Origin of the sequence: Microbacterium sp. 3J1 (assembly GCF_001049495.1) — a bacterium.
Taxonomy (GTDB): Bacteria; Actinomycetota; Actinomycetes; order Actinomycetales; family Microbacteriaceae; genus Microbacterium.
In genome coordinates, this window is sequence record NZ_CDWI01000001.1 from 165,807 (window position 1) to 184,474 (window position 18,668).

An 18,668-nucleotide genomic window follows, 5' to 3' on the forward strand; every position below is an offset into this window, starting at 1 on the left:
GAGCACCGGCTGACCGGGAGGGGCGGACGGGCCTCTTCCCGTCATACGATGGAGGGCTATGTCCTCACCCGTGATCTCGTATCCTCCCGAGCTGCCCGTCAGCGCCGCCAGGGACGAGATCGCCGACGCCATCCGCGACAACCAGGTCGTCATCGTCGCCGGCGCCACGGGGTCTGGCAAGACGACGCAGCTTCCGAAGATCTGCCTCGAGCTCGGGCGCGAGCGCATCGCGCACACGCAGCCGCGCCGCCTGGCAGCGCGGACGATCGCGGAGCGCGTCGCGGAGGAGCTGCAGGTCGAGCTCGGCACCCTGGTCGGCTACAAGGTGCGCTTCACCGACAAGGTCTCGGACGACACCCGCGTCGCGTTGATGACCGACGGCATCCTCCTCAACGAGATCCACCGCGACCGCCTGCTCCGTCGCTACGACACCATCATCATCGACGAGGCGCACGAGCGGTCGCTCAACGTCGACTTCCTGCTCGGGTACCTCGTGCGAATCCTGCCCGAGCGCCCCGATCTGAAGGTCATCATCACCTCGGCGACGATCGACCCCGAGAGCTTCGCGAGGCACTTCGCGACGCCTCAGGGCGACCCCGCGCCGATCATCGAGGTCTCGGGGCGCACCTACCCCGTGGAGATCCGCTACCGGGCGCAGGCGGAGGAAGAATCGAGTGGATCCGCACCCCAGGAGGAAGGCGACGAGGTCACCGCCATCGTCGCCGCCCTGCGCGAGCTCGATCGTGAGGCCCCGGGCGACGTGCTCGTGTTCCTCCCCGGAGAGGCCGAGATCAGGGATGCGGCGGATGCCGTGCGCGGCGCCTACGCGAAGGACCGCTCCCCCACCGAGGTGCTCCCGCTCTACGGGCGCCTGTCGGCCGCCGAGCAGCACCGCGTCTTCGAGAAGAGCAGGGTCGCGGGCGTGCGACGTCGCGTCATCCTCGCCACGAACGTCGCGGAGACGAGCCTCACGGTTCCCGGCATCCGGTACGTGATCGACACCGGCACGGCCCGCATCTCGCGGTACAGCAACCGCTCGAAGGTGCAGCGCCTGCCCATCGAGGCCATCTCGCAGGCATCCGCGAACCAGCGCTCCGGTCGCGCCGGCCGCACCAGCGACGGCATCGCCATCCGCCTGTACAGCGAGGAGGACTTCGACCGCCGCGAGGAGTTCACCGAGCCCGAGATCCTGCGCACGTCGCTCGCCTCGGTTATCCTGCAGATGCTGTCGCTCGGGTTCGGCGACATCACCGCCTTCCCGTTCCTCACCCCGCCCGATTCCCGCGGCGTCAGGGCCGCTCTCGACCTGCTCACCGAGCTCGGCGCGGTCGCCGGCAGCGGGGATTCGCCGCGTCTGACCCGCATCGGGCGCGACATCTCCCGCATCCCGATCGATCCCCGTTTCGCCCGGATGCTCATCGAGGCCGGCCGCACGGGCGGCGGTCAGGTGCAGCGCGACGTGCTCGCGATCGTCGCCGGCATGTCGATCCAGGACGTCCGTGAGCGCCCGTCGCAGGAGGTTCCGCAGAGCGTCCGCGACGAGGCCGACCGGATGCATGCGCGCTTCGCCGACCCGACGAGCGACTTCCTCGCGATCCTCAACCTCTGGAACCACCTCAGGGAGCAGCAGCGCGAGCTCGGGTCCAGCGCCTTCCGTCGCCTGTGCCGCTCGGAGCACCTCAACTACGTCCGGGTGCGCGAATGGTTCGATGTGCACCGCCAGCTGCGCTCTCTCGTGCGGGAGAAGGACTCCACCGGGTCGGGAGGCGCCGCAGACCCCGACGCGATCCACCGGGCGCTGCTGTCGGGACTCCTGTCGCAGATCGGCATCCTCGACGAGCGCAGCGCGGGCAAGGGGGCGGATCCGAAGAAGCGGAGGATGGCCGAGTATCGCGGCGCCCGCGGCATCCGCTTCTCGATCTTCCCGGGGTCCGGGCTGCGCAAGAAGAGCCCGCAATCCGTCATGGCCGCGGAGATCGTCGAGACGTCCCGCACCTACGCACGCACGGTCGCCGCGATCGACCCCGCCTGGGCGGAGGTGCTCGCGGGCGATCTCGCCAAGCGGCAGGTCACCGAGCCGCACTGGTCGAAGGATGCCGGAGCCGCCGTCGCGTACGAGAAGGTGACGCTGTTCGGCGTCGAGATCATCCCGCGACGGCGGGTGCAGTTCGCGCGCATCGACCGGGCGGCGTCGCGGGAGATGTTCGTGCGGCACGCTCTCGTCGAGGGCGAGTGGGATCCGACGCGCATCGACAAGCGCGTGAGCGCCTTCTGGCGCAGCAACGCCGAGCTCCGCAAGCGGCTCGAGAAGCTGGAGGAGCGCGAGCGCCGCCGCGACATCCTCGCCGGTGACGAGGCCGTGTTCCGCTTCTACGATGAGCGGATCCCCGCCGATGTGTTCGACCTCCGCTCGTTCGAGAGATGGTGGCGGGACGCTCTCGGCGCGACGCCGAAGCTGCTCGTGATGCGCGAGGCCGACCTGCTCGACGACGACAGCCGCGCGGACCAGAGCGAGTTCCCCACGAAGTGGACGCAGGGCGATCAGGTGCTCGGCCTCGCCTACCGCTTCGAGCCGGGAGCGGCCGACGACGGCGTGAGCGTCGTGATCCCGCTGGCCCTCCTCGCGCAGATCCAGGACCGCGGCTTCGACTGGCAGGTGCCGGGGCTCCGTGCGGAGCTCGTCACGGGTCTGCTCCGCGCGCTCCCCAAGGCGATCCGCCGCCACGTGGTGCCCGCCGCGGACTGGGCCGACAAGTTCGGTGAGGAGCTCGCCGGCGACGGCCCGGAATCGCACGGCGGTCTGCCCCCGCGCGGCCTGAAGGAGGCTCTGGCGCGGCTGATCCAGCCGCTCGCGAACCAGCTCGTGTCGGCCGCCGACTTCGAGGACGAGCGTGTGCCCGCGCACCTGCGCATGAACTTCCGCGCCGTCGACGAGCGCGGACGTATCGTCGGCTCGAACCGCGACCTGAGCGCCCTGCAGGAGGAGCTCGCCGATCGCGCTCGCAGCAGCGTGGCGCGATCGATCTCGACTCCCCCACGTCGTCCCGGTCCCTCGACGGGGCCGCAGCCCGCCATCGCCGCGTCGATCGAGCAGTCGGGGCTCACCACCTGGTCGTTCGGCGACCTGCCCGAGGTGCTCGACACCCGCGTCGCCGGCGGCGTGGTCCGCGGCTACCCGGCGATCGTCGATCAGGGCAAGACCGTCGCCGTGCGGGTGGAGTCGACTGCGGATGCCGCCGCGGCCGCGACCCGCGCCGGCGTGCTGCGGCTCGTGCTGCTCGGCGTGCCCTCGCCGTCGTCGTACGTGCAGCAGCACCTCACCAGCCAGGAGAAGCTCGCACTCGCCGCATCGCCGTACCAGTCGGCCGCGGCGCTGATCGAGGACTGCCGCGCGGCCGTCGTGCAGCAGACGCTCGACGCATCCGCTCCCGGCGGCGTGGTGCGCTCGGAGGCCGAGTTCACCCGCATCCGCGATGCCGTCTCGGCGACCCTCGTCGACGAGCTCTTCGCCTGCGTGTCACTGGTCGCCCGCATCCTCACGAAGGCGCGCGACGTCGAGCGCGGGATCAAGTCGCAGAACTCGCTCGCGCTGCTCGGGCCCCTCAACGACATCCGCACGCAGCTGTCCGGCCTCCTGCATCCGGGGTTCGTGTCGGCCGCCGGCGTGCAGCGCCTCGCGCACTTCCCCCGGTACCTCGACGCGATGCTCGACCGGCTGAAGACGCTCGCGAACGAACCGGGCAAGGACCGCACCCGGATGAGCGAGTACGAGCGGATGGCGAAGGCGTACGAGGATGCCGGGGGCACGGTCCCGCTGTCGGCCGGTGCGTCCGCCGCGCTGGTGGAGACGCGCTGGCTGCTCGAGGAGTACCGGGTCAGCGTGTTCGCGCAGCGACTCGGCACCGCGCAGGCGGTCTCGCCGCAGCGCATCATGAAGGCCCTCGCCGCACGGGGGTAGCCTGGAGACATGGCTCGCGCGATCGTCTACACAGAGTTCGGTTCCCCTGACGTGCTGCACGAGATGGAGGTGCCGGACCCGATCGCACTCGGCGGCGAAGCCGTCGTGCGCATCGAGGCGGCCGGGGTGAACCCGATCGACGCCAAGCTCCGCAGCGCGAAGCGCCCGTCCCCTCCGATCGAGGAGCCGCGACCGGTCGGCTTCGACGGCGCCGGGGTCATCGAGTCCCTCGCGGAGGACGTGGAGGGGTTCGTGGTGGGCGACCGCGTCGCGATCCGCGACACCCGCGGCACGTACGCGAGCCTCCTCGCCGTACCCGCGGAGCACATCGTGCTCCTGCCCGATGCGGTGACCGCCGCGGAGGGCGCGGCCATCGGCATCCCCGCAGGGACCGCGTACCAGTCGCTGAAGTCGCTCGGTGTGCACTCCGGTGACGTCCTGCTCGTGCACGGCGGCTCGGGCTCGGTCGGTCAGGCCGCGGTGCAGTTCGCCGTCGCGTGGGGCGCCACGGTCGTCGCGACCGCCAGCCCCGCACGCCACGATCAGCTGCGCGAGCTCGGGGCGATCCCGGTGGCGTACGGCGACGGCCTGCTCGACCGGGTGCGCGAGGCCGCGCCGAACGCCGTCACGGTCGCGCTCGACTGCGCGGGCACCGACGAGGCGATCGAGGCGTCGCTCGCGCTGGTCGACGACCGGAACCGCATCGCCACCATCGTGCGCGGCCCGGACGCGGCATCCTTCGGCATCCGGGCCTTCTCCGGAGGGGCCCCGCAGCCGCTCACCGAGCAGGAGCTCGCCTGGCGCGCCGAGGCGCTCGGTGCCACCGTCGAGCTGCTGGCGGCGGGCGACTTCACGATCGAGCTCGGTCCCGAGCTGCCGCTCGCCGAAGCGGCGCAGGCCCACGAGCTCGTGGAGTCCGGCACCGCTTCGGGCAAGATCGTCCTGATTCCCTAGCCCTCGGCTCGACGCCGGTCAGGCGACCTTCTCGGCATCCGCCGCGGCCCGTGCCTCGTCGCGCCGTCGTGCACCCTCGCGCAGGGCGGGCACGAGCTCCTCGCCCCACTCGCGCACGTCGCCGAGCGGATCGAAGCCGCGGATCAGGAAGCGGGTCACGCCCAGGTCGTAGTACTTCAGCAGCGCCTCGGCCACCTGCTCCGGAGTGCCGACCGGTGCCGTCGAGTTCCCGGCCGGGCCGGTGAGCCTCGTGATGCCCAGCCACAGACGCTCGTCGTGGACGTCGCCGCGCGCGGCGTGCTGCTGCAGACGGTCCGCCGACACCGCGTCCGGCTCGCGCTGCGGCGGCCGGGCGAACTCTAGCGGGTTGCCCGAGGCGGCGCGCCGCAGCAGCTCCTCCGTGTCGGCGTAGATCCGGTCGGCCCGCCGCCACGCCTCCTCCTCCGTCGCGCCGATGATCGGTCGCGTCGACAGGCTGAACTCGACGGTGCGCCCGTGGGCCGCCGCGGCCGCGCGGATGGTGCGGATGTGCTCGGCGACGTCGGCGAGCGGCTCGCCGAACAGCATGTAGACGTCGGCTCCCTGAGCGCCGACCTCGACCGCGCCGTCCGACAGCCCACCGAAGAAGACCGGGATGCCGTCGTCGGTGGCGGGCTTCACGGCCGAATAGGCGCCCTCGACGCGGTAGAAGTCACCGTCGTGGTCGAACGGCTCCGCCGAGGTCAGCGTGCGGCGCAGGACGTCGATGAACTCGCCGGTGCGCCGGTAGCGGTCGCCCTTGTCGCTGAAGTCTCCGTCGCGACGCTGGTCGGCCTCGCTGCCCCCGCTGATGTGGTGGATGGCCACCCGGCCCCCTCCGGTGAGGTGGTCGAGCGTGGCGAGCTTGCGCGCGACCACCGTCGGCGCGACGAATCCCGGGCGGTGCGCGATGAGCACCTTGAGCCGCTCGGTCGCGTGGAGTGCCGCGGACGCCACCGCGAAGCCGTCGGGCGAGCTCGCGCTGTAGCCGATCAGCACACGATCGAAGCCGGCCTCCTCGTGAGCGCGCGAGAACTCCCGCACATAGTTCGCGTCGACGACGGGGCCCTCGACCGCGCGGGTCTCGGATCCGGGGGTGGTGGCGATCATTCCGAGCAGTTCGATGGGCATTGCTTCAGCTCCTGACGGGTACGGGGGACGGGCGGTTCGCGGTGGGCGTGTGGATGACGGGCACGGAGTCGATCAGCAGCCGGGTGTACGGATGCTCCGGCCGGGAGACGACACGTCTGGTGGGCCCGTCCTCGACGATGCGGCCGTGGTCGAGGACGACCAGGCGGTCGCTCATGGCGGCGAGCGAGCCGATGTCGTGCGAGATCACCACCATCGCCAGGTCGCTCCCCCGCGCGTCGCGCAGCGCGATGAGCGCCTTCACGACCCGGTCGCGGCTCGCGGCGTCCAGGGCGCTGACCGGTTCGTCGAGGAGGAGCAGACGAGGCTCGACGACGAGGGCGCGGGCGATCGCCGCACGCTGCCGCTGTCCGCCGGAGAGTCCTGCGGGCAGGCGCGCGATGAGCTCCTCGTCGAGACCGACGGCCTCGAGCGCCTCTGCGCGGCGTCGGCCGGCGTCGGCCGCGGGAACGCCCGCGATGCGGAGCCCCTCGACGATCGAGTCCGCGACGCGCACCCCCGGATCCAGGGATCGGAGCGGGTCCTGGAACACGTACTGCACGGCCCCGGATCGTCGCCAGGCGCGCAGCGAGCGGCCGCGGAGACGCGAGACCTCGCGTCCGTCGACGAGGATCCGCGATCCGCGAGAGACGTCGACCGCGCGGAGGACCGCCTTGGCGAGCGTCGTCTTGCCGGAGCCGGACTCGCCGACCACCCCGACGACCTCTCCGGGCCGTACCGTCAGCGAGATCCGGTCGAGCACGCGCACGCGGTCGTAGTCGACCGACACGCCGTCGAGCTCGAGGAGGGGTGCGGGCGTCATGCGAGGTACCTCTCGAGTCCGTACTCCGCGTGGGCGCTGAGCAGCTCGCGCGTGTACGGATGCCCGGGCGCGCGGAGCACCCGCGACGTCGCTCCGGCCTCGACGACCCGACCGTCACGGAACACCTGCACGCGCTCGCACACCTGCGCGACGACCGCCAGATCATGAGAGACGAGGATGAGGGCGAGGTCGCGCTCGAGGCGCAGCCGCCGGAGGAGGTCGAGCAGCTCCGCCTGCACCGTCACGTCGAGCGCCGTGGTGGCCTCGTCGGCGATGAGCACGGCGGGGTCCGCGGCGAGCGCCATGGCGATCAGCACACGTTGCAGCATCCCGCCCGACAGGTGGGCGACCCTCTGTCGCAGCACGAGATCGACGCGGCGGATGCCGAGGTCGTCGAGCAGCTCGCGGGCGCGCTCGCGGGCCTGTCGACGCGGCAGCCCGGCGGTGACCCGCAGCGTCTCCTCGAGCTGGGCGCCCACCGGCATCGCCGGGTTGAGGTACGACGCAGGGTCCTGGAACACGGCGGCGATGCGGTTCCCCCGCACCCGACGCCATCCGGGCTCTCCGGCGTCGGTCAGGTCGATCCCGTCGACGGTCACCGACCCCGACACGACGTCGAGCCCGGGCGGGAGGATGCCGAGCAGCGCGCGGCAGGTCAGCGTCTTGCCGCTGCCCGACTCTCCCACGATGCCGAGCGCTTCGCCGGGACGCACCGAGACCGAGACGCCGTGCACGAGCTCGCTGCCGTCGCGGGACGCGATGACGAGGTCCCGCACCTCCGCGACGGCGGGCCGGGCGAGCGAGGCCTCGTCGAACGAGGGCGGCAGGTTCGCGCCTCCCCGCACTGCGGGCGGCCGCGGGTCGCGGGCGATCGTCTCGCCGGTGAGTGCTGCGACGTCAGACACGAGCCGCCTCCTTCTTCGGTGTCGGCGCATCCGCGCCGAACGCGTCTCGCGAGGCATCCGCGACGAGGTTCAGCGCCCCCACGGTCACGATGATCGCGAGTGCGGGGGCGAGCGGCCCCCACGGACGCTGGCTCAGGTAGCCGAGGTCGCTGGAGAGCATGCCGCCCCAGGTGGGGGCCGGAGGCTGGACTCCGATGCCGAGGAACGTGAGGGACGCGACGGCCAGGAGCGCGCCGCCGAGGGCCGACACCGTGGCCACGATCAGGTTCGGGCCGACCTGACGCCAGACGTGCCGGCGCAGCACCCACCACGCGGAGGCGCCCAGGTAGGTCGCCGCGTCGATGTACTGCGAGTCGCGCACGCGGAGCGTCGTCGCTCTCGCGATGCGGAAGAAGCCGGGGGCGAGGAGTATGCCGATCGCCAGTGTCGCCTGCACCAGCCCGTTGCCCAGGAGCGCAGCGAAGACGATCGCGAAGAGGATGAACGGCAGCGCCAGCAGTGCGTCGACCACACGCAGGGACAGCCACTCGGCCGCCTTCGGTGAGAAGGCGCTCAGCGCGCCGGGGACGGCGCCCAGCAGCAACCCGATGAGGGCGGCGGCGACGGCGCTCAGCAGGGACGACGGCGCACCGGCGAACAGCCGCGACAGGACGTCCCTGCCCAGGTAGTCCGTGCCGAGGAGGTGCGCGAGGCTCGGCTCCTGCAGAGCGGCGGCGGCGTCCTGGGCCAGCGGATCCTGCGGCGCGAGCGCGGGACCGGCGACCGCAAGCACGGTGACGGCGACGAGCACGAGGAGTGCGACGCGGACGCTCCCCCCTGCGGCCCAGAGGCGGGTGATCACTCTCATGCGGCGCTCCTGTCCGTGCCGGCGGTGCGGGAGATCACGATGTTCAGCACCGCACCCACGAGCACGATGATCGCGATGGTGACGAGCAGCACGCCCTGAACCACGGGCACGTCGCCCTGCAGAGCGGCCCGGTTCGCGAGCTGGCCGAGCCCCGGCATCCCGAAGACGACCTCGGTGATGACGGCGCCGCCGACGAGACGGGGCGCGTGCACGCCGAGAGCGGAGAGCGCAGGACCGGCGGCGATGGGGAGGGCGTGACGGAACACGATGCGGCCGGGGCCCAGGCCGTGGACCCGCGCTCCGACGATGAAGTTCTCATCGAGCGTGCCCACGAGCGAGGTGCGCAGCTGGCGGGCGATGTCGGCTCCGGCATCCAGGCTGAGGGCGACCGACGGCAGGACGAGGCAGACGAGCCAGGCCCCGACGCTCTTCTCCGGAGGGGTGTAGCCCGCCACGGGGAAGAGCGGGATCGCGTAGGAGAACAGCAGGATCAGGCCGATGGCCGCGACGAACGCGGGTACGGTGGCCGCGACCGTGCTGAGGAGCGTGATCACCCGGTCGATCGGTCCGCCCCGGTTCACCGCCGCGAGCACACCGGCCGCGAACCCGAAGAGGAGCGCGACCAGCGTCGCTCCCGCCGCGATCGACAGACTCACCGGAAAGGCCTGGGCGATGCTGTCGGCGACCGGGATCGTCGTGAACCACGATCTGCCGAGGTCGCCGGTGACCGCACCGAGGATCCAGTCGACGTAGCGGACGAGGAACGGCCGATCCAGACCGAACTCGTGGTTGAGGCGGTCGATGTCCTCCTGCGTCGCCACCTCGCCGAGTGCGACGGCCGCGGGGTTCGAACCGCTCGCCGCCCCGAGCGCGAACGTCGCGAAGGTCGCGAGCACGAACACCGTGGCCGCCGTGACGACGGTCGCGACCGCCGTGCGGAGAGCGGGCAGCGCCCTCCGCACCGCAGGCACCTCGTCGACCCGCCCGAGGTCCGGCGCGTCCGTCGTCACGATCGACATGGTGAGCTCAGCCCTCGACCTTGACGTCTTCCCAGCGCTGCACGTCGAGCCAGTGCCGGATGCCGGTCACCTCGGCCGGGTGGACGAGGATGCGCGGCCAGCTGAACAGGAACGTGTTCGGCTGCAGGCGCACCCCCACCTCGACCGCATCCTGGATCTTCTCGGCGTAGTCGTCGGCATCCGTCGGCGTCGCCCTGGCCTCGTTGATGGCCTCGGTCAGCTCAGGAGGCGTCTGCCGCCCCAGGTTCATGAGTCCCTCGGCGCCGTAGAGCACCTCGAGCCCCTGCAGTGGCGACTGGCGTCCCGAGTAGCTGTCGAGCACGAAGGGCAGGGTGCGCTGCACGTAGTTCTGCGCGACCGCCGCAGCCGGGAGGACGTTGAGCGTCACATCGATCCCGGCCTCGGCCCACTGCGCCTGCAGCACCTCGGCGAGCGCGGTGTCGTCTTCGGTGAGCGAGAGTGTGATCTCGAGCCCGTCGGGATGCCCCGCCTCGGCAAGCAGGTCCTTCGCAGCGTCGACGTCGTGCGGGTAGAGGTCGTCGAGCTCGGGGCTGTGGGCGACGTAGCCCTCGGGGAACGGCTGCCAGTTCGGCGCGCCCTGACCGAAGTAGGCGGCGTCGACGAGCGCCTGACGATCCGTCGCGTGGCTGATCGCCTGCAGCACCCGCTGGTCGTCGAAGGGCGCCACGGTGCTGTTCACGTCGAGGGCGCGCACGGTGAGCGCCTTGATGGTCTCGACCTCGAGGTTCGCGGCCTCCGCCCCGTCGACCTGGGCCGGCGGCACCAGCGCGACGTCCCACTGCCCCGAGCTCACGCCCGCGACCACGGTCGCGGGGTCGGTCACCGGGACGATCGAGAAGTCGTCGATGAAGATGCGCTCGGCGTTCCAGTACTCCTCGTTCTTCTCGAGGTCGGCGTGCGCGTTCGGCACGTACTCGGTGAGCGCGAACGGCCCCGATCCCTCGGGCTGGGTCGCGAGGGTCGCCACGTCGCCGAACGCCGCAGGGTTGACGATGAACCCGGTCTTGCCCGCGAACAGGTACGGCACCTGGTAGTCCGCCTGATCGAGGTGCACGGTGACGGTGCGGTCGTCGACGACGTCGACGCCGACGACGATCCGCAGCTGTCCGGCGAGGGTGGAGTTCTCCTGATCGCGTCCGCGCTCGAGGTTCTGCTTCACGGCATCCGCCGTCACCGCCGTCCCGTCCGTGAACACCGCATCCTCCCGCAGGTGGAATGTGATCGCGGTGCCGGTCTCGTCGTACTCCCAGCTCTCCGCGAGCCCCGGGCCGACCTCGCCCTTCGTGTCGAGCTGCGTCAGCCCGTCGTACACGAGGGCGAGCGCGTGCGTGTCCCACCCGGCGGTGGACGTCACGGGATCCCAGCTCGTCGGCAGGTTCCAGCCCCACGTCAGCGAGGTGGGGCCGGCGCCCGTCGAGGGGGCGGGTGACGAGCCGGCGCAGCCGGCGAGCACGAGGGCGGCCGCCGTGGCAGCGGCGACGAGGGCGAAGCGAGGTCGGGGGGTCATGGAAGCGAACGTAGGAAGCGACGGCGGGGCGCCACAACAGATGTGAAGCCCAGTGACACGCGGCGCAACACGGCGACACATGCGGGGCGGACGGATGCGGACGCGCAGAACATGGGACGCATGACCACTCCTTCGCCTCATGCCCTCTGGACGCCACCCGCCCGCGTGCGCGGTGCGCTCGCCCTCGTCACCGGACGCGGCGAGCGCGCGGCGGTCTACGAGCGCTTCGGCCGCCGTCTCAGCGCCGACGGGTACACGGTCGCCGTCTTCGAGACCGACGCGGAGGACGCCTCCTCCTGGCTCACTGCCCAGAGCGACGCCCCGCGCGTCCTGGTCGGTGCGGATGCCGGCGCATCGGGCGTCCTGCGCACCCTCGCCCAGGGTGCCGACGTCGACGCGGCGATCGTCGCGGGCGTCCTCGTGGATGCCGAGAGCGCGCTCCCCGCCGCCGAGGAGCGCACCGCCTGCCCGCTGCACCTGGGGGTGCTCGCCGCCGAGACCACGGTCGACGACCCGCGCGCGACGGAGCCCTTGCCCGCACCCGCCGACCTCGCCGCCATCGCGGTTCCCGTGCTCGCCGTCCATGGCGGGGCAGACCCGGTGTCATCGCTCGCCGCGGCGTCCGCGGCGCTGCGCGCCGTCCCCGACCTCGAACTGATCGAGACCGTCGACGGGCTGCACGACGCTCTCAACGACCAGTCGCACCGCAGCGTCGCGGCATCCGTCGTGCTGTGGCTCGAGCGGCTGCGTACCGGAGACGTGCGCTCGCCGGTCGTGCGGGCGCTCGAGGCCGTGGGAGCGCCGATCGCATGACGGAGTTCTCCACGCGGCAGATCCAGGCCGGGTACGTGCCCGGCGCCCCGCAGAACAGCGCGGTGCCGCCGATCTATCAGACCGCGGCGTACGAGTTCGCCTCGCTCGCCGACGCCGCCGACCTGTTCGCCCTTCGCACGACCGGCAATCTGTACAGTCGCAACGCCAGCCCGACGCAGCAGGTGCTCGAGGAGCGGATAGCCGCCCTGGAGGGCGGGGTCTCGGCCGTCGCCGTGGCGTCGGGTCAGGCGGCGGTCGCGGTGACCCTGCTGGCGCTCGCCGGTCGCGGCGGTCACATCGTCGCGGCGAACCAGCTGTACGGCGGCACCGTCGATCTGCTGGTGGAGACCTTCGACGACTTCGGCATCCCGGTGACCTTCGTCGACCAGGACGACCCGGATGCCTGGCGTGCGGCCGTCCGCCCAGACACGCGCGTGCTGTTCGCCGAGTCGATCGCGAACCCGATCGCCCAGGTGCTCGACATCCGCGCCGTCGCCGACATCGCGCACGACGCCGGCGTCCCGCTCGTGATCGACAACACCGTCGGGACTCCGTATCTCGTGCGCCCCGGCGAGCACGGCGCCGACTTCGTCGTGCACTCCGCCACCAAGTTCCTCAGCGGCCACGGGACCTCGCTCGGAGGCGTCGTGGTCGACCAGGGCACGTTCGACTTCGGCGCGGAACCCGCCCGCTGGCCGCAGTTCACCGAGCCCTACACCCGGGTCGGGGATCTCATGCTGTGGGAGCGCTTCGGCATCGGTCAGGCGTTCGCCGCCCTCGTGAAGTCGAAGTACGTGCACGACCTCGGCCCGTCGCTGTCGCCGTTCAACGCGTGGCAGATCCTGCAGGGCGTCGAGACGCTCGATCTCCGTGTGTCGCGGCAGAGCGCGACGGCCCTCTCCCTGGCTCGGCACCTGGCGCGGCATCCGGCGGTCGCCGTCGTGCACCACCCCGGGCTCGAGGGCAACCGCTGGCATGAGAACGCCCGGCGGTACCTGCCCCGGGGCGGCCCGTCGGTCTTCTCCTTCGACCTCGCCATCCCGGAGGATGCCGAGGCGCAACGCACGGTCGCGCACGTCGTCGACGGGCTCCGCGTGATCCGACTCGTCGCGAACATCGGCGACGCCCGCAGCCTGGTCAACCACCCTGCGTCCATGACGCACTCGCACCTCACTGCCGCCCAGCGCACCGCCGCAGGGATCTCGCTCACGACGATCCGTCTCTCCGCAGGCCTCGAGGACCCGGCGGACCTCATCGCGGATCTCGATCGCGCGCTCGCGCCGGCCTGACCGCGTCCCCTCCCCCACGACCACAGGAGCATCACCATGGCGATCGACATCGGATACTGGACGCCCGTGTACGGCGGATTCCTCCGCAACGTCACCGACGAAGGCCGGATGGCCGCCACCTGGGAGTACATCCGGGAGGTCTCGGTCACCGCCGACCGCCTCGGGTTCCACACCACCCTCGTGCCCGAGCTGTACCTCAACGACCGCAAGGGCGTGGATGCGCCGAGCCTCGAGGCGTGGTCGCTGTCCGCCGCGATCCTCGCGGTCACGGAGCGGCTCCGCGTGATGACGGCCGTGCGTCCGGGGTTCCACCTTCCTGCCGTCCTCGCCAAGACGGTCGGGACTCTCGATCAGGTCGCGCCCGGGCGCGTCGCGCTCAACGTGGTCGCCGCCTGGTGGGCCGAGGAGGCACGGCAGTTCGGCGGGCGCTTCACCACGCACGACGAGCGCTACGTCCAGGCCCGGGAGTTCGTCGAGGTCCTGAACGGACTCTGGGAGCGCACGCCGTTCTCCTTCGACGGAGCCCACTACTCGCTCGACGGGACGATCGTCGAGCCCAAGCCGTCGAGCCACCCCGTGATCTTCGCGGGCGGCGAGAGCGAGGCCGGTCGCGAGTCGATCGCCGGCTTCGCCGACGCCTACGTCATGCACGGCGGCACGCTCGACGAGGTGCGCTCGAACGTCTCGGACATGAACGCCCGCTCGGAGCGCCTGCACGGCCGCCCGATCGCCGAGTTCGGGATGCCGGCCTACGTGATCGTCCGCGACAGCGAGGCGGAGGCGCGGCGCGAGCTCGACCGCATCACCACGGTCGACCCCGACTCGCCCGGATACGCGTCCTTCGAGGAGTTCCAGCGCAATTCGAAGCTGTCGCTCGAGCTGACCAGACGCGAGTACTCCGTCGGCACCCGCGGCCTGCGCCCGAATCTCGTCGGCACCGCCGAGCAGGTCGCCGAGCGCATCGACGACTATGCGGATGCCGGCATCACCCTGCTCCTCGTCCAGGCATCCCCGCTCGACGAGGAGCTCGAGCGGATCGCCGAGCAGGTCTTCCCGCTGGTGCCGCAGCGGACGCTCGCGACGGCCTCCTGAACTCCCGCGCGTCGGCGCCACCCTCTACGCTGAGACCATGACTGGTCTTCGTTGGGGAATCCTCGCGACCGGCGGCATCGCCGGCGCCTTCGCATCCGATCTGCGCACTGCAGGGCTCGATCTCGTCGCGGTCGGGTCGCGCTCGCAGGAGTCGGCCGACGCCTTCGCCGCGCGGTTCGACATCGCGCACGCGCACCCGTCCTACGAGGCCCTCGTCGCCGACCCCGACATCGACATCATCTACGTCTCGACTCCGCACCCGATGCACCACGAGAACGCACGTCTCGCGCTCGAGGCCGGCAAGCACGTGCTCGTCGAGAAGGCGTTCACGCTGAACCGCGCACAGGCCGAGGACCTGCAGAGGCTCGCCGCCGAACGCGGGCTGCTCGCCATGGAGGCGATGTGGACGCGGTATCTGCCGCACATGGCTCGCATCCGCGAGATCATCGCCGCCGGCATGCTCGGTGAGGTCCGCGCGGTGAGCGCCGACCACACCCAGCTGCTGTCGTCCGACCCGGAGCACCGTCTGAATGCGCTCGAGCTCGGCGGCGGAGCGCTGCTCGACCTCGGGATCTACCCCATCTCCTTCGTGTGGGACATCCTCGGCGCCCCCACCGGCATCCAGGCAGTGGCCCGACTCGTCGAGACGGGGGCTGACGCAGAGGTCGCGACCGTCATGACCCACGCGAGCGGGGCGGTCTCCACGACTCTGTCGTCGTCGCGCGCCGCAGGCCCCAACGTCGCCAGCATCATCGGCACGCAGGCCCGCATCGACATCGACACCGTCTGGTACACGCCCACGACGTTCCGCGTCGTGCTCCCCGACGGCACGGTCGTCGAGGAGTACGCGTCGGACGTCGACGGTCGCGGAATGCAGTTCCAGGCTCTCGCGGCCGAGCGCCTGGTCGGCGACGGCACCGTCGAGGGCGACATCCTCCCCGTCGCCGAGAGCGTCGCGATCATGGGCACGCTCGACGAGATCCGCGCACAGATCGGCGTGCGGTACCCGGGCGAGGGGCAGAGCAATGGCTGAGCCGACCGACGCCCGCGTGGCGGTGTACCTCGACTTCGACAACATCGTCATCTCCTGGTACGACCGCGTGCACGGCCGCAACGCATACGGCAAGGATCGCCAGCGCATCACCGAGAACCCCGACGACCCCGAGGTGATCGACCGCCTGCGTCGCGCGATGATCGACGTCGGCGCGATCATCGACTACGCCGCGTCCTTCGGCACGCTGGTGCTCACCCGCGCCTACGCCGACTGGTCGTCGCCGGTGAACGCCGAGTACCGCTCGCAGCTCGTCGCGCGCGCCGTGGATCTCGTGCAGCTCTTCCCCGCTGCCGCCTACGCCAAGAACGGCGCCGACATCCGTCTCGCGGTCGACGCGGTAGAGGACATGTTCCGGCTCCCCGATCTCACGCACGTCGTGATCGTCGCCGGCGACAGCGACTACGTGCCCCTCGCCCAGCGCTGCAAGCGCCTCGGCCGCTACGTGATCGGCGTCGGTGTGGCCGGATCCACGGCGAAGTCGCTCGCCGCCGCGTGCGACGAGTTCGAGGCGTACGACTCGCTCCCCGGAGTGGTCCGCCCGGTCAAGGCGGTCGCCCCTCCGGTAGAGGTCGTCGCCGAGGTCGTCCCCGCGGTCGTGGCGGAGCCCGTCACCGATCCCGTGGCAGAACCTGCCGCGAAGGCGAAGTCCCGCCCTCCGGCGAAGACCTCGAGGGGCGCGAAGTCCGGCACGGCCAAGGCCGACGAGCAGCGCAAGGCCGACGAGCAGCGCAAGCTCGAGGAGCAGCGCAAGCTCGAGGAGCAGACGACGCTCGACGGGCAGGGCGAGGCGACCGAGCTGCTGCAGCGCGCGCTGCGGCTGGGCCACGGCAAGGCCGACGCCGACGAGTGGCTGCACAGCTCGGCGGTGAAGACCCACATGCGCCGCATGGATCCCTCGTTCAGCGAGAAGGCCCTGGGCTATCGGTCGTTCTCCGAGTTCCTGAAGTCCCGCGAGAGCATCGCGGAGCTCGAGGAGACCGGTCACGAGCGACTCGTGAAGCTGCGGGAGCCGGCCGCCTAGCCGACGAAGTCGTACTCCTGGAAGGCGGCGACCTCGGGCACCCACCGTTCCGCCACGAACGCGGTGTGCGCCGGATGCTCGTCGTAGGCGTCGTAGGCCGCCCGGTCGGCGAAGACCATCGAGAACTGGTGCTCGAGGTCGCTCTTCGGGCTGACCTGCCGGCGCACCGTGAAGTCCTCGACGCCGGGGATCGACGAGAGGATCTCCCGCCCAGCGGCGAGGAACGACCGCTCCTCGTCGGATCCCGGTTCGTGCACGAGGCGGAAGACGACGGTGTGCTGGATGCTCATGGGTTCTCCCCCGTGCTCTGGTTCCTGAAGGCGGCATCGAACGATTCCGCGGGCTGCGGCCACAGCAGCGAGCGGACGAAGCCGACCGCCTCGGCGGCGCCGTGCAGACGGTCCATCCCCGCATCCTCCCATTCGATCGAGATGGGTCCGGAGTAGCCGATCGCGTCGAGCGCGCGGAACGAATCCTCCCAGGGCACGTCGCCGTGGCCCGTCGAGACGAAGTCCCACCCTCGACGCGGGTCTCCCCACGGCAGGTGTGAGCCCAGCACCCCGGCCCGACCGTTGCGCGGTCGCATCCGGGTGTCCTTGCAGTCGACGTGGTAGATCCGGTCGGCGAAGTCCACGATGAACCCCACCGGATCGATGTTCTGCCACATCATGTGCGAGGGATCCCAGTTGAAGCCGAACGACGCACGGTGCTCGATCGCCTCGAGCGCCCGCACGCTCGACCAGTAGTCGTAGGCGATCTCCCCCGGATGCACCTCGTGCGCGAACCGCACCCCTTCCCCGTCGAACACGTCGAGGATCGGGTTCCAGCGACGCGCGAAGTCGTCGAACCCGCCCTCGATGACCGACGCCGGAACGGGCGGGAACATCGCCACGTACGGCCAGATCGACGACCCGGTGAAGCCGACGACCGTGTCGATGCCGAGCTTGCGCGCGACGCGCGCCGCCCGCGTCATGTCCTCGGCTGCCCGCTGCCGGACCCCCTCGGCGTCGCCGTCGCCCCACACGTACTCGCGAAGGATCGCCTGATGACGGAAGTCGATCGGCGCGTCGCACACCGCCTGCCCCGCGAGATGGTTCGAGATCGCGAACACCTGCAGCCCGTGGCGATCGAGGATCTCCTTCCGAGACGCGACGTACGCGTCGTCCTCGTCCGCACGGCGCAGATCGAGATGGTCGCCCGACGCCGCGATCTCGAGTCCGTCGTATCCCCATGCGGCGGCGAGCCGGGCGACCTCCTCGAAGGGCAGATCAGCCCACTGGCCGGTGAACAGCGTGACGGGGCGGGTGGTCATGCGTGGTCCTTTCAGGCTCCGAAGCCGCGGAGAGAGCGGATGCTGCGCGCGGCGAGCTCGTCCTGGCTGGGTGCGAGCGGCCGCCACACCGAGGCGGCGACCGCGATCGTCGCGTTCTCCCCGGTGAAGCTCTCGAGGCCGAGCGGTCCGCGGTATCCCGCGTCGTCCAGAGCGCGCAGGACCCCCGGCCAGTCGGTGTGGTCGTCTCCGACCGCGCCCCGGTCGCTGCCGCACACCTGCACGTGCGCGATCGCGTCGCCCGCCGCACGGATGGCGTCGGCCGGCCGCTTCTCCTCGATGTTCAGGTGATAGGTGTCCAGTGCGAGCCCGAGCCCGGCGCCGAGCAGCGGGTCGAGGGCGTCGAGGCTCTGCGCGACGGTGTTCAGGACGCTCGTCTCGTAGCGGTTCAGCGGCTCGACGGCGAGCGTGATGCCGAGCTCCGCAGCCTGGGCGGCCGGCTGCGCGAGGTTCTCACGCAGCTCGCGCACCACCTCGGCGCGCTCCTCGGGAGTCATGCGCCAGGCGACCCCGGTGGGGGCGTAGAACGGGCCGGCGACCACATCGGCCCCCAGGGTCACCGCCGCCGCGACGCACGACCGCAGATAGTCCTGCGTCGCACTCACATCGCCCGCGCGCGCCAGGAGCGACCGCCCCGGTCCCATCGCCCCGACGACGATCGCGCCCAGACCCGCGGCATCCAGCACATCGCGGGTCCGGTGCGGGTCCCAGTCGCCGACACTCTCGAGCGGCAGCTCCAGCGCCTGGTAGCCCAGGTCCGCCGCCTTCCGCGCCAGCGGCTCGAGTGACGCGTCGGTGAGCGGAGACGTCCACACCCACGTGTTGACGGCGATCGTGCGAGGCATCCTGCTCCTTCGGGGATGACGCGTGTGCTCCCACCCTCCCATCC

16 protein-coding genes are annotated in these 18,668 nt (G+C 71.5%); 7 read left to right on the top strand and 9 right to left on the bottom strand.

Translation table 11 applies throughout. The annotated features are described in order from the left end of the window. The first annotated feature begins 58 nt into the window (after nt 1–58). A complete protein-coding gene (gene hrpA / locus BN2660_RS00790) occupies nt 59–3,958 on the top strand; it encodes an ATP-dependent RNA helicase HrpA (protein ID WP_091226007.1) in 3,900 nt (1,299 codons plus the stop codon). 9 nt (nt 3,959–3,967) lie between these two features. After that, nucleotides 3,968–4,912 (top strand): NADP-dependent oxidoreductase, encoded by a 945-nt coding sequence (locus BN2660_RS00795; RefSeq protein WP_091226009.1) that lies wholly within the window; start codon nt 3,968–3,970, stop codon nt 4,910–4,912. Between the two features lie 18 nt (nt 4,913–4,930). Here BN2660_RS00795 and BN2660_RS00800 read toward each other — a convergent pair whose 3' ends face one another. Genes BN2660_RS00800 through BN2660_RS00820 form a run of 6 tightly spaced genes read right to left on the bottom strand, consistent with a single transcriptional unit; the run spans nt 4,931 to nt 11,180 of the window. Continuing rightward, nucleotides 4,931–6,061 carry an LLM class flavin-dependent oxidoreductase gene (locus tag BN2660_RS00800; protein WP_091226012.1) on the bottom strand — a complete coding sequence of 377 codons (1,131 nt, stop codon included), beginning with the start codon at nt 6,059–6,061 and terminating at the stop codon, nt 4,931–4,933. Nucleotides 6,062–6,065: 4 nt separating this feature from the next. After that, nucleotides 6,066–6,881 (bottom strand): ABC transporter ATP-binding protein, encoded by an 816-nt coding sequence (locus BN2660_RS00805; protein WP_091226015.1) that lies wholly within the window; start codon nt 6,879–6,881, stop codon nt 6,066–6,068. Continuing rightward, nucleotides 6,878–7,786: an ATP-binding cassette domain-containing protein gene (locus tag BN2660_RS00810; protein ID WP_255304923.1), complete on the bottom strand. Its 909-nt coding sequence runs from the start codon at nt 7,784–7,786 to the stop codon at nt 6,878–6,880. Before BN2660_RS00810 ends, BN2660_RS00805 begins: the two co-directional genes overlap by 4 nt. After that, nucleotides 7,779–8,633 carry an ABC transporter permease gene (locus tag BN2660_RS16495; RefSeq protein ID WP_176697026.1) on the bottom strand — a complete coding sequence of 285 codons (855 nt, stop codon included), beginning with the start codon at nt 8,631–8,633 and terminating at the stop codon, nt 7,779–7,781. Before BN2660_RS16495 ends, BN2660_RS00810 begins: the two co-directional genes overlap by 8 nt. Beyond that, nucleotides 8,630–9,643: an ABC transporter permease gene (locus BN2660_RS00815; protein WP_255304925.1), complete on the bottom strand. Its 1,014-nt coding sequence runs from the start codon at nt 9,641–9,643 to the stop codon at nt 8,630–8,632. Before BN2660_RS00815 ends, BN2660_RS16495 begins: the two co-directional genes overlap by 4 nt. 16 nt (nt 9,644–9,659) lie before the next feature. Then, nucleotides 9,660–11,180, bottom strand: a complete 1,521-nt coding sequence (locus BN2660_RS00820) for an ABC transporter substrate-binding protein (RefSeq protein ID WP_091226016.1) — start codon at nt 11,178–11,180, stop codon at nt 9,660–9,662. Nucleotides 11,181–11,300: 120 nt separating this feature from the next. Here BN2660_RS00820 and BN2660_RS00825 point away from each other — a divergent pair, with 120 nt between their 5' ends. Genes BN2660_RS00825 through BN2660_RS00845 form a run of 5 tightly spaced genes read left to right on the top strand, consistent with a single transcriptional unit; the run spans nt 11,301 to nt 16,449 of the window. Further along, complete coding sequence (locus tag BN2660_RS00825) at nt 11,301–11,993, top strand: alpha/beta hydrolase (protein WP_141651213.1); 693 nt, start codon at nt 11,301–11,303, stop codon at nt 11,991–11,993. Next, nucleotides 11,990–13,282, top strand: coding sequence for an O-acetylhomoserine aminocarboxypropyltransferase/cysteine synthase family protein (locus BN2660_RS00830; RefSeq protein WP_091226021.1), 1,293 nt, complete (start codon nt 11,990–11,992; stop codon nt 13,280–13,282). Before BN2660_RS00825 ends, BN2660_RS00830 begins: the two co-directional genes overlap by 4 nt. 36 nt (nt 13,283–13,318) lie before the next feature. Then, nucleotides 13,319–14,374 carry an LLM class flavin-dependent oxidoreductase gene (locus BN2660_RS00835; RefSeq protein WP_255304929.1) on the top strand — a complete coding sequence of 352 codons (1,056 nt, stop codon included), beginning with the start codon at nt 13,319–13,321 and terminating at the stop codon, nt 14,372–14,374. Between the two features lie 37 nt (nt 14,375–14,411). Then, nucleotides 14,412–15,407, top strand: a complete 996-nt coding sequence (locus BN2660_RS00840) for a Gfo/Idh/MocA family protein (protein WP_091226024.1) — start codon at nt 14,412–14,414, stop codon at nt 15,405–15,407. After that, complete coding sequence (locus BN2660_RS00845) at nt 15,400–16,449, top strand: NYN domain-containing protein (RefSeq protein WP_091226026.1); 1,050 nt, start codon at nt 15,400–15,402, stop codon at nt 16,447–16,449. The genes BN2660_RS00840 and BN2660_RS00845 overlap by 8 nt, the downstream gene beginning before the upstream one ends. On the opposite strand, the gene BN2660_RS00850 is transcribed toward BN2660_RS00845, so the two are convergent. From BN2660_RS00850 to BN2660_RS00860, 3 genes are read right to left on the bottom strand one after another with little or no spacing between them, the layout of a single operon-like run. Beyond that, entirely contained in the window at nt 16,446–16,739 is a 294-nt protein-coding gene (locus BN2660_RS00850) for a Dabb family protein (protein WP_091226028.1), read from the bottom strand. The genes BN2660_RS00845 and BN2660_RS00850 overlap by 4 nt on opposite strands. Beyond that, nucleotides 16,736–17,761 carry a sugar phosphate isomerase/epimerase family protein gene (locus BN2660_RS00855; protein ID WP_091226030.1) on the bottom strand — a complete coding sequence of 342 codons (1,026 nt, stop codon included), beginning with the start codon at nt 17,759–17,761 and terminating at the stop codon, nt 16,736–16,738. Before BN2660_RS00855 ends, BN2660_RS00850 begins: the two co-directional genes overlap by 4 nt. An 11-nt stretch (nt 17,762–17,772) precedes the next feature. Continuing rightward, nucleotides 17,773–18,624 carry a sugar phosphate isomerase/epimerase family protein gene (locus BN2660_RS00860; protein ID WP_091226033.1) on the bottom strand — a complete coding sequence of 284 codons (852 nt, stop codon included), beginning with the start codon at nt 18,622–18,624 and terminating at the stop codon, nt 17,773–17,775. Nucleotides 18,625–18,668: the final 44 nt, after the last annotated feature.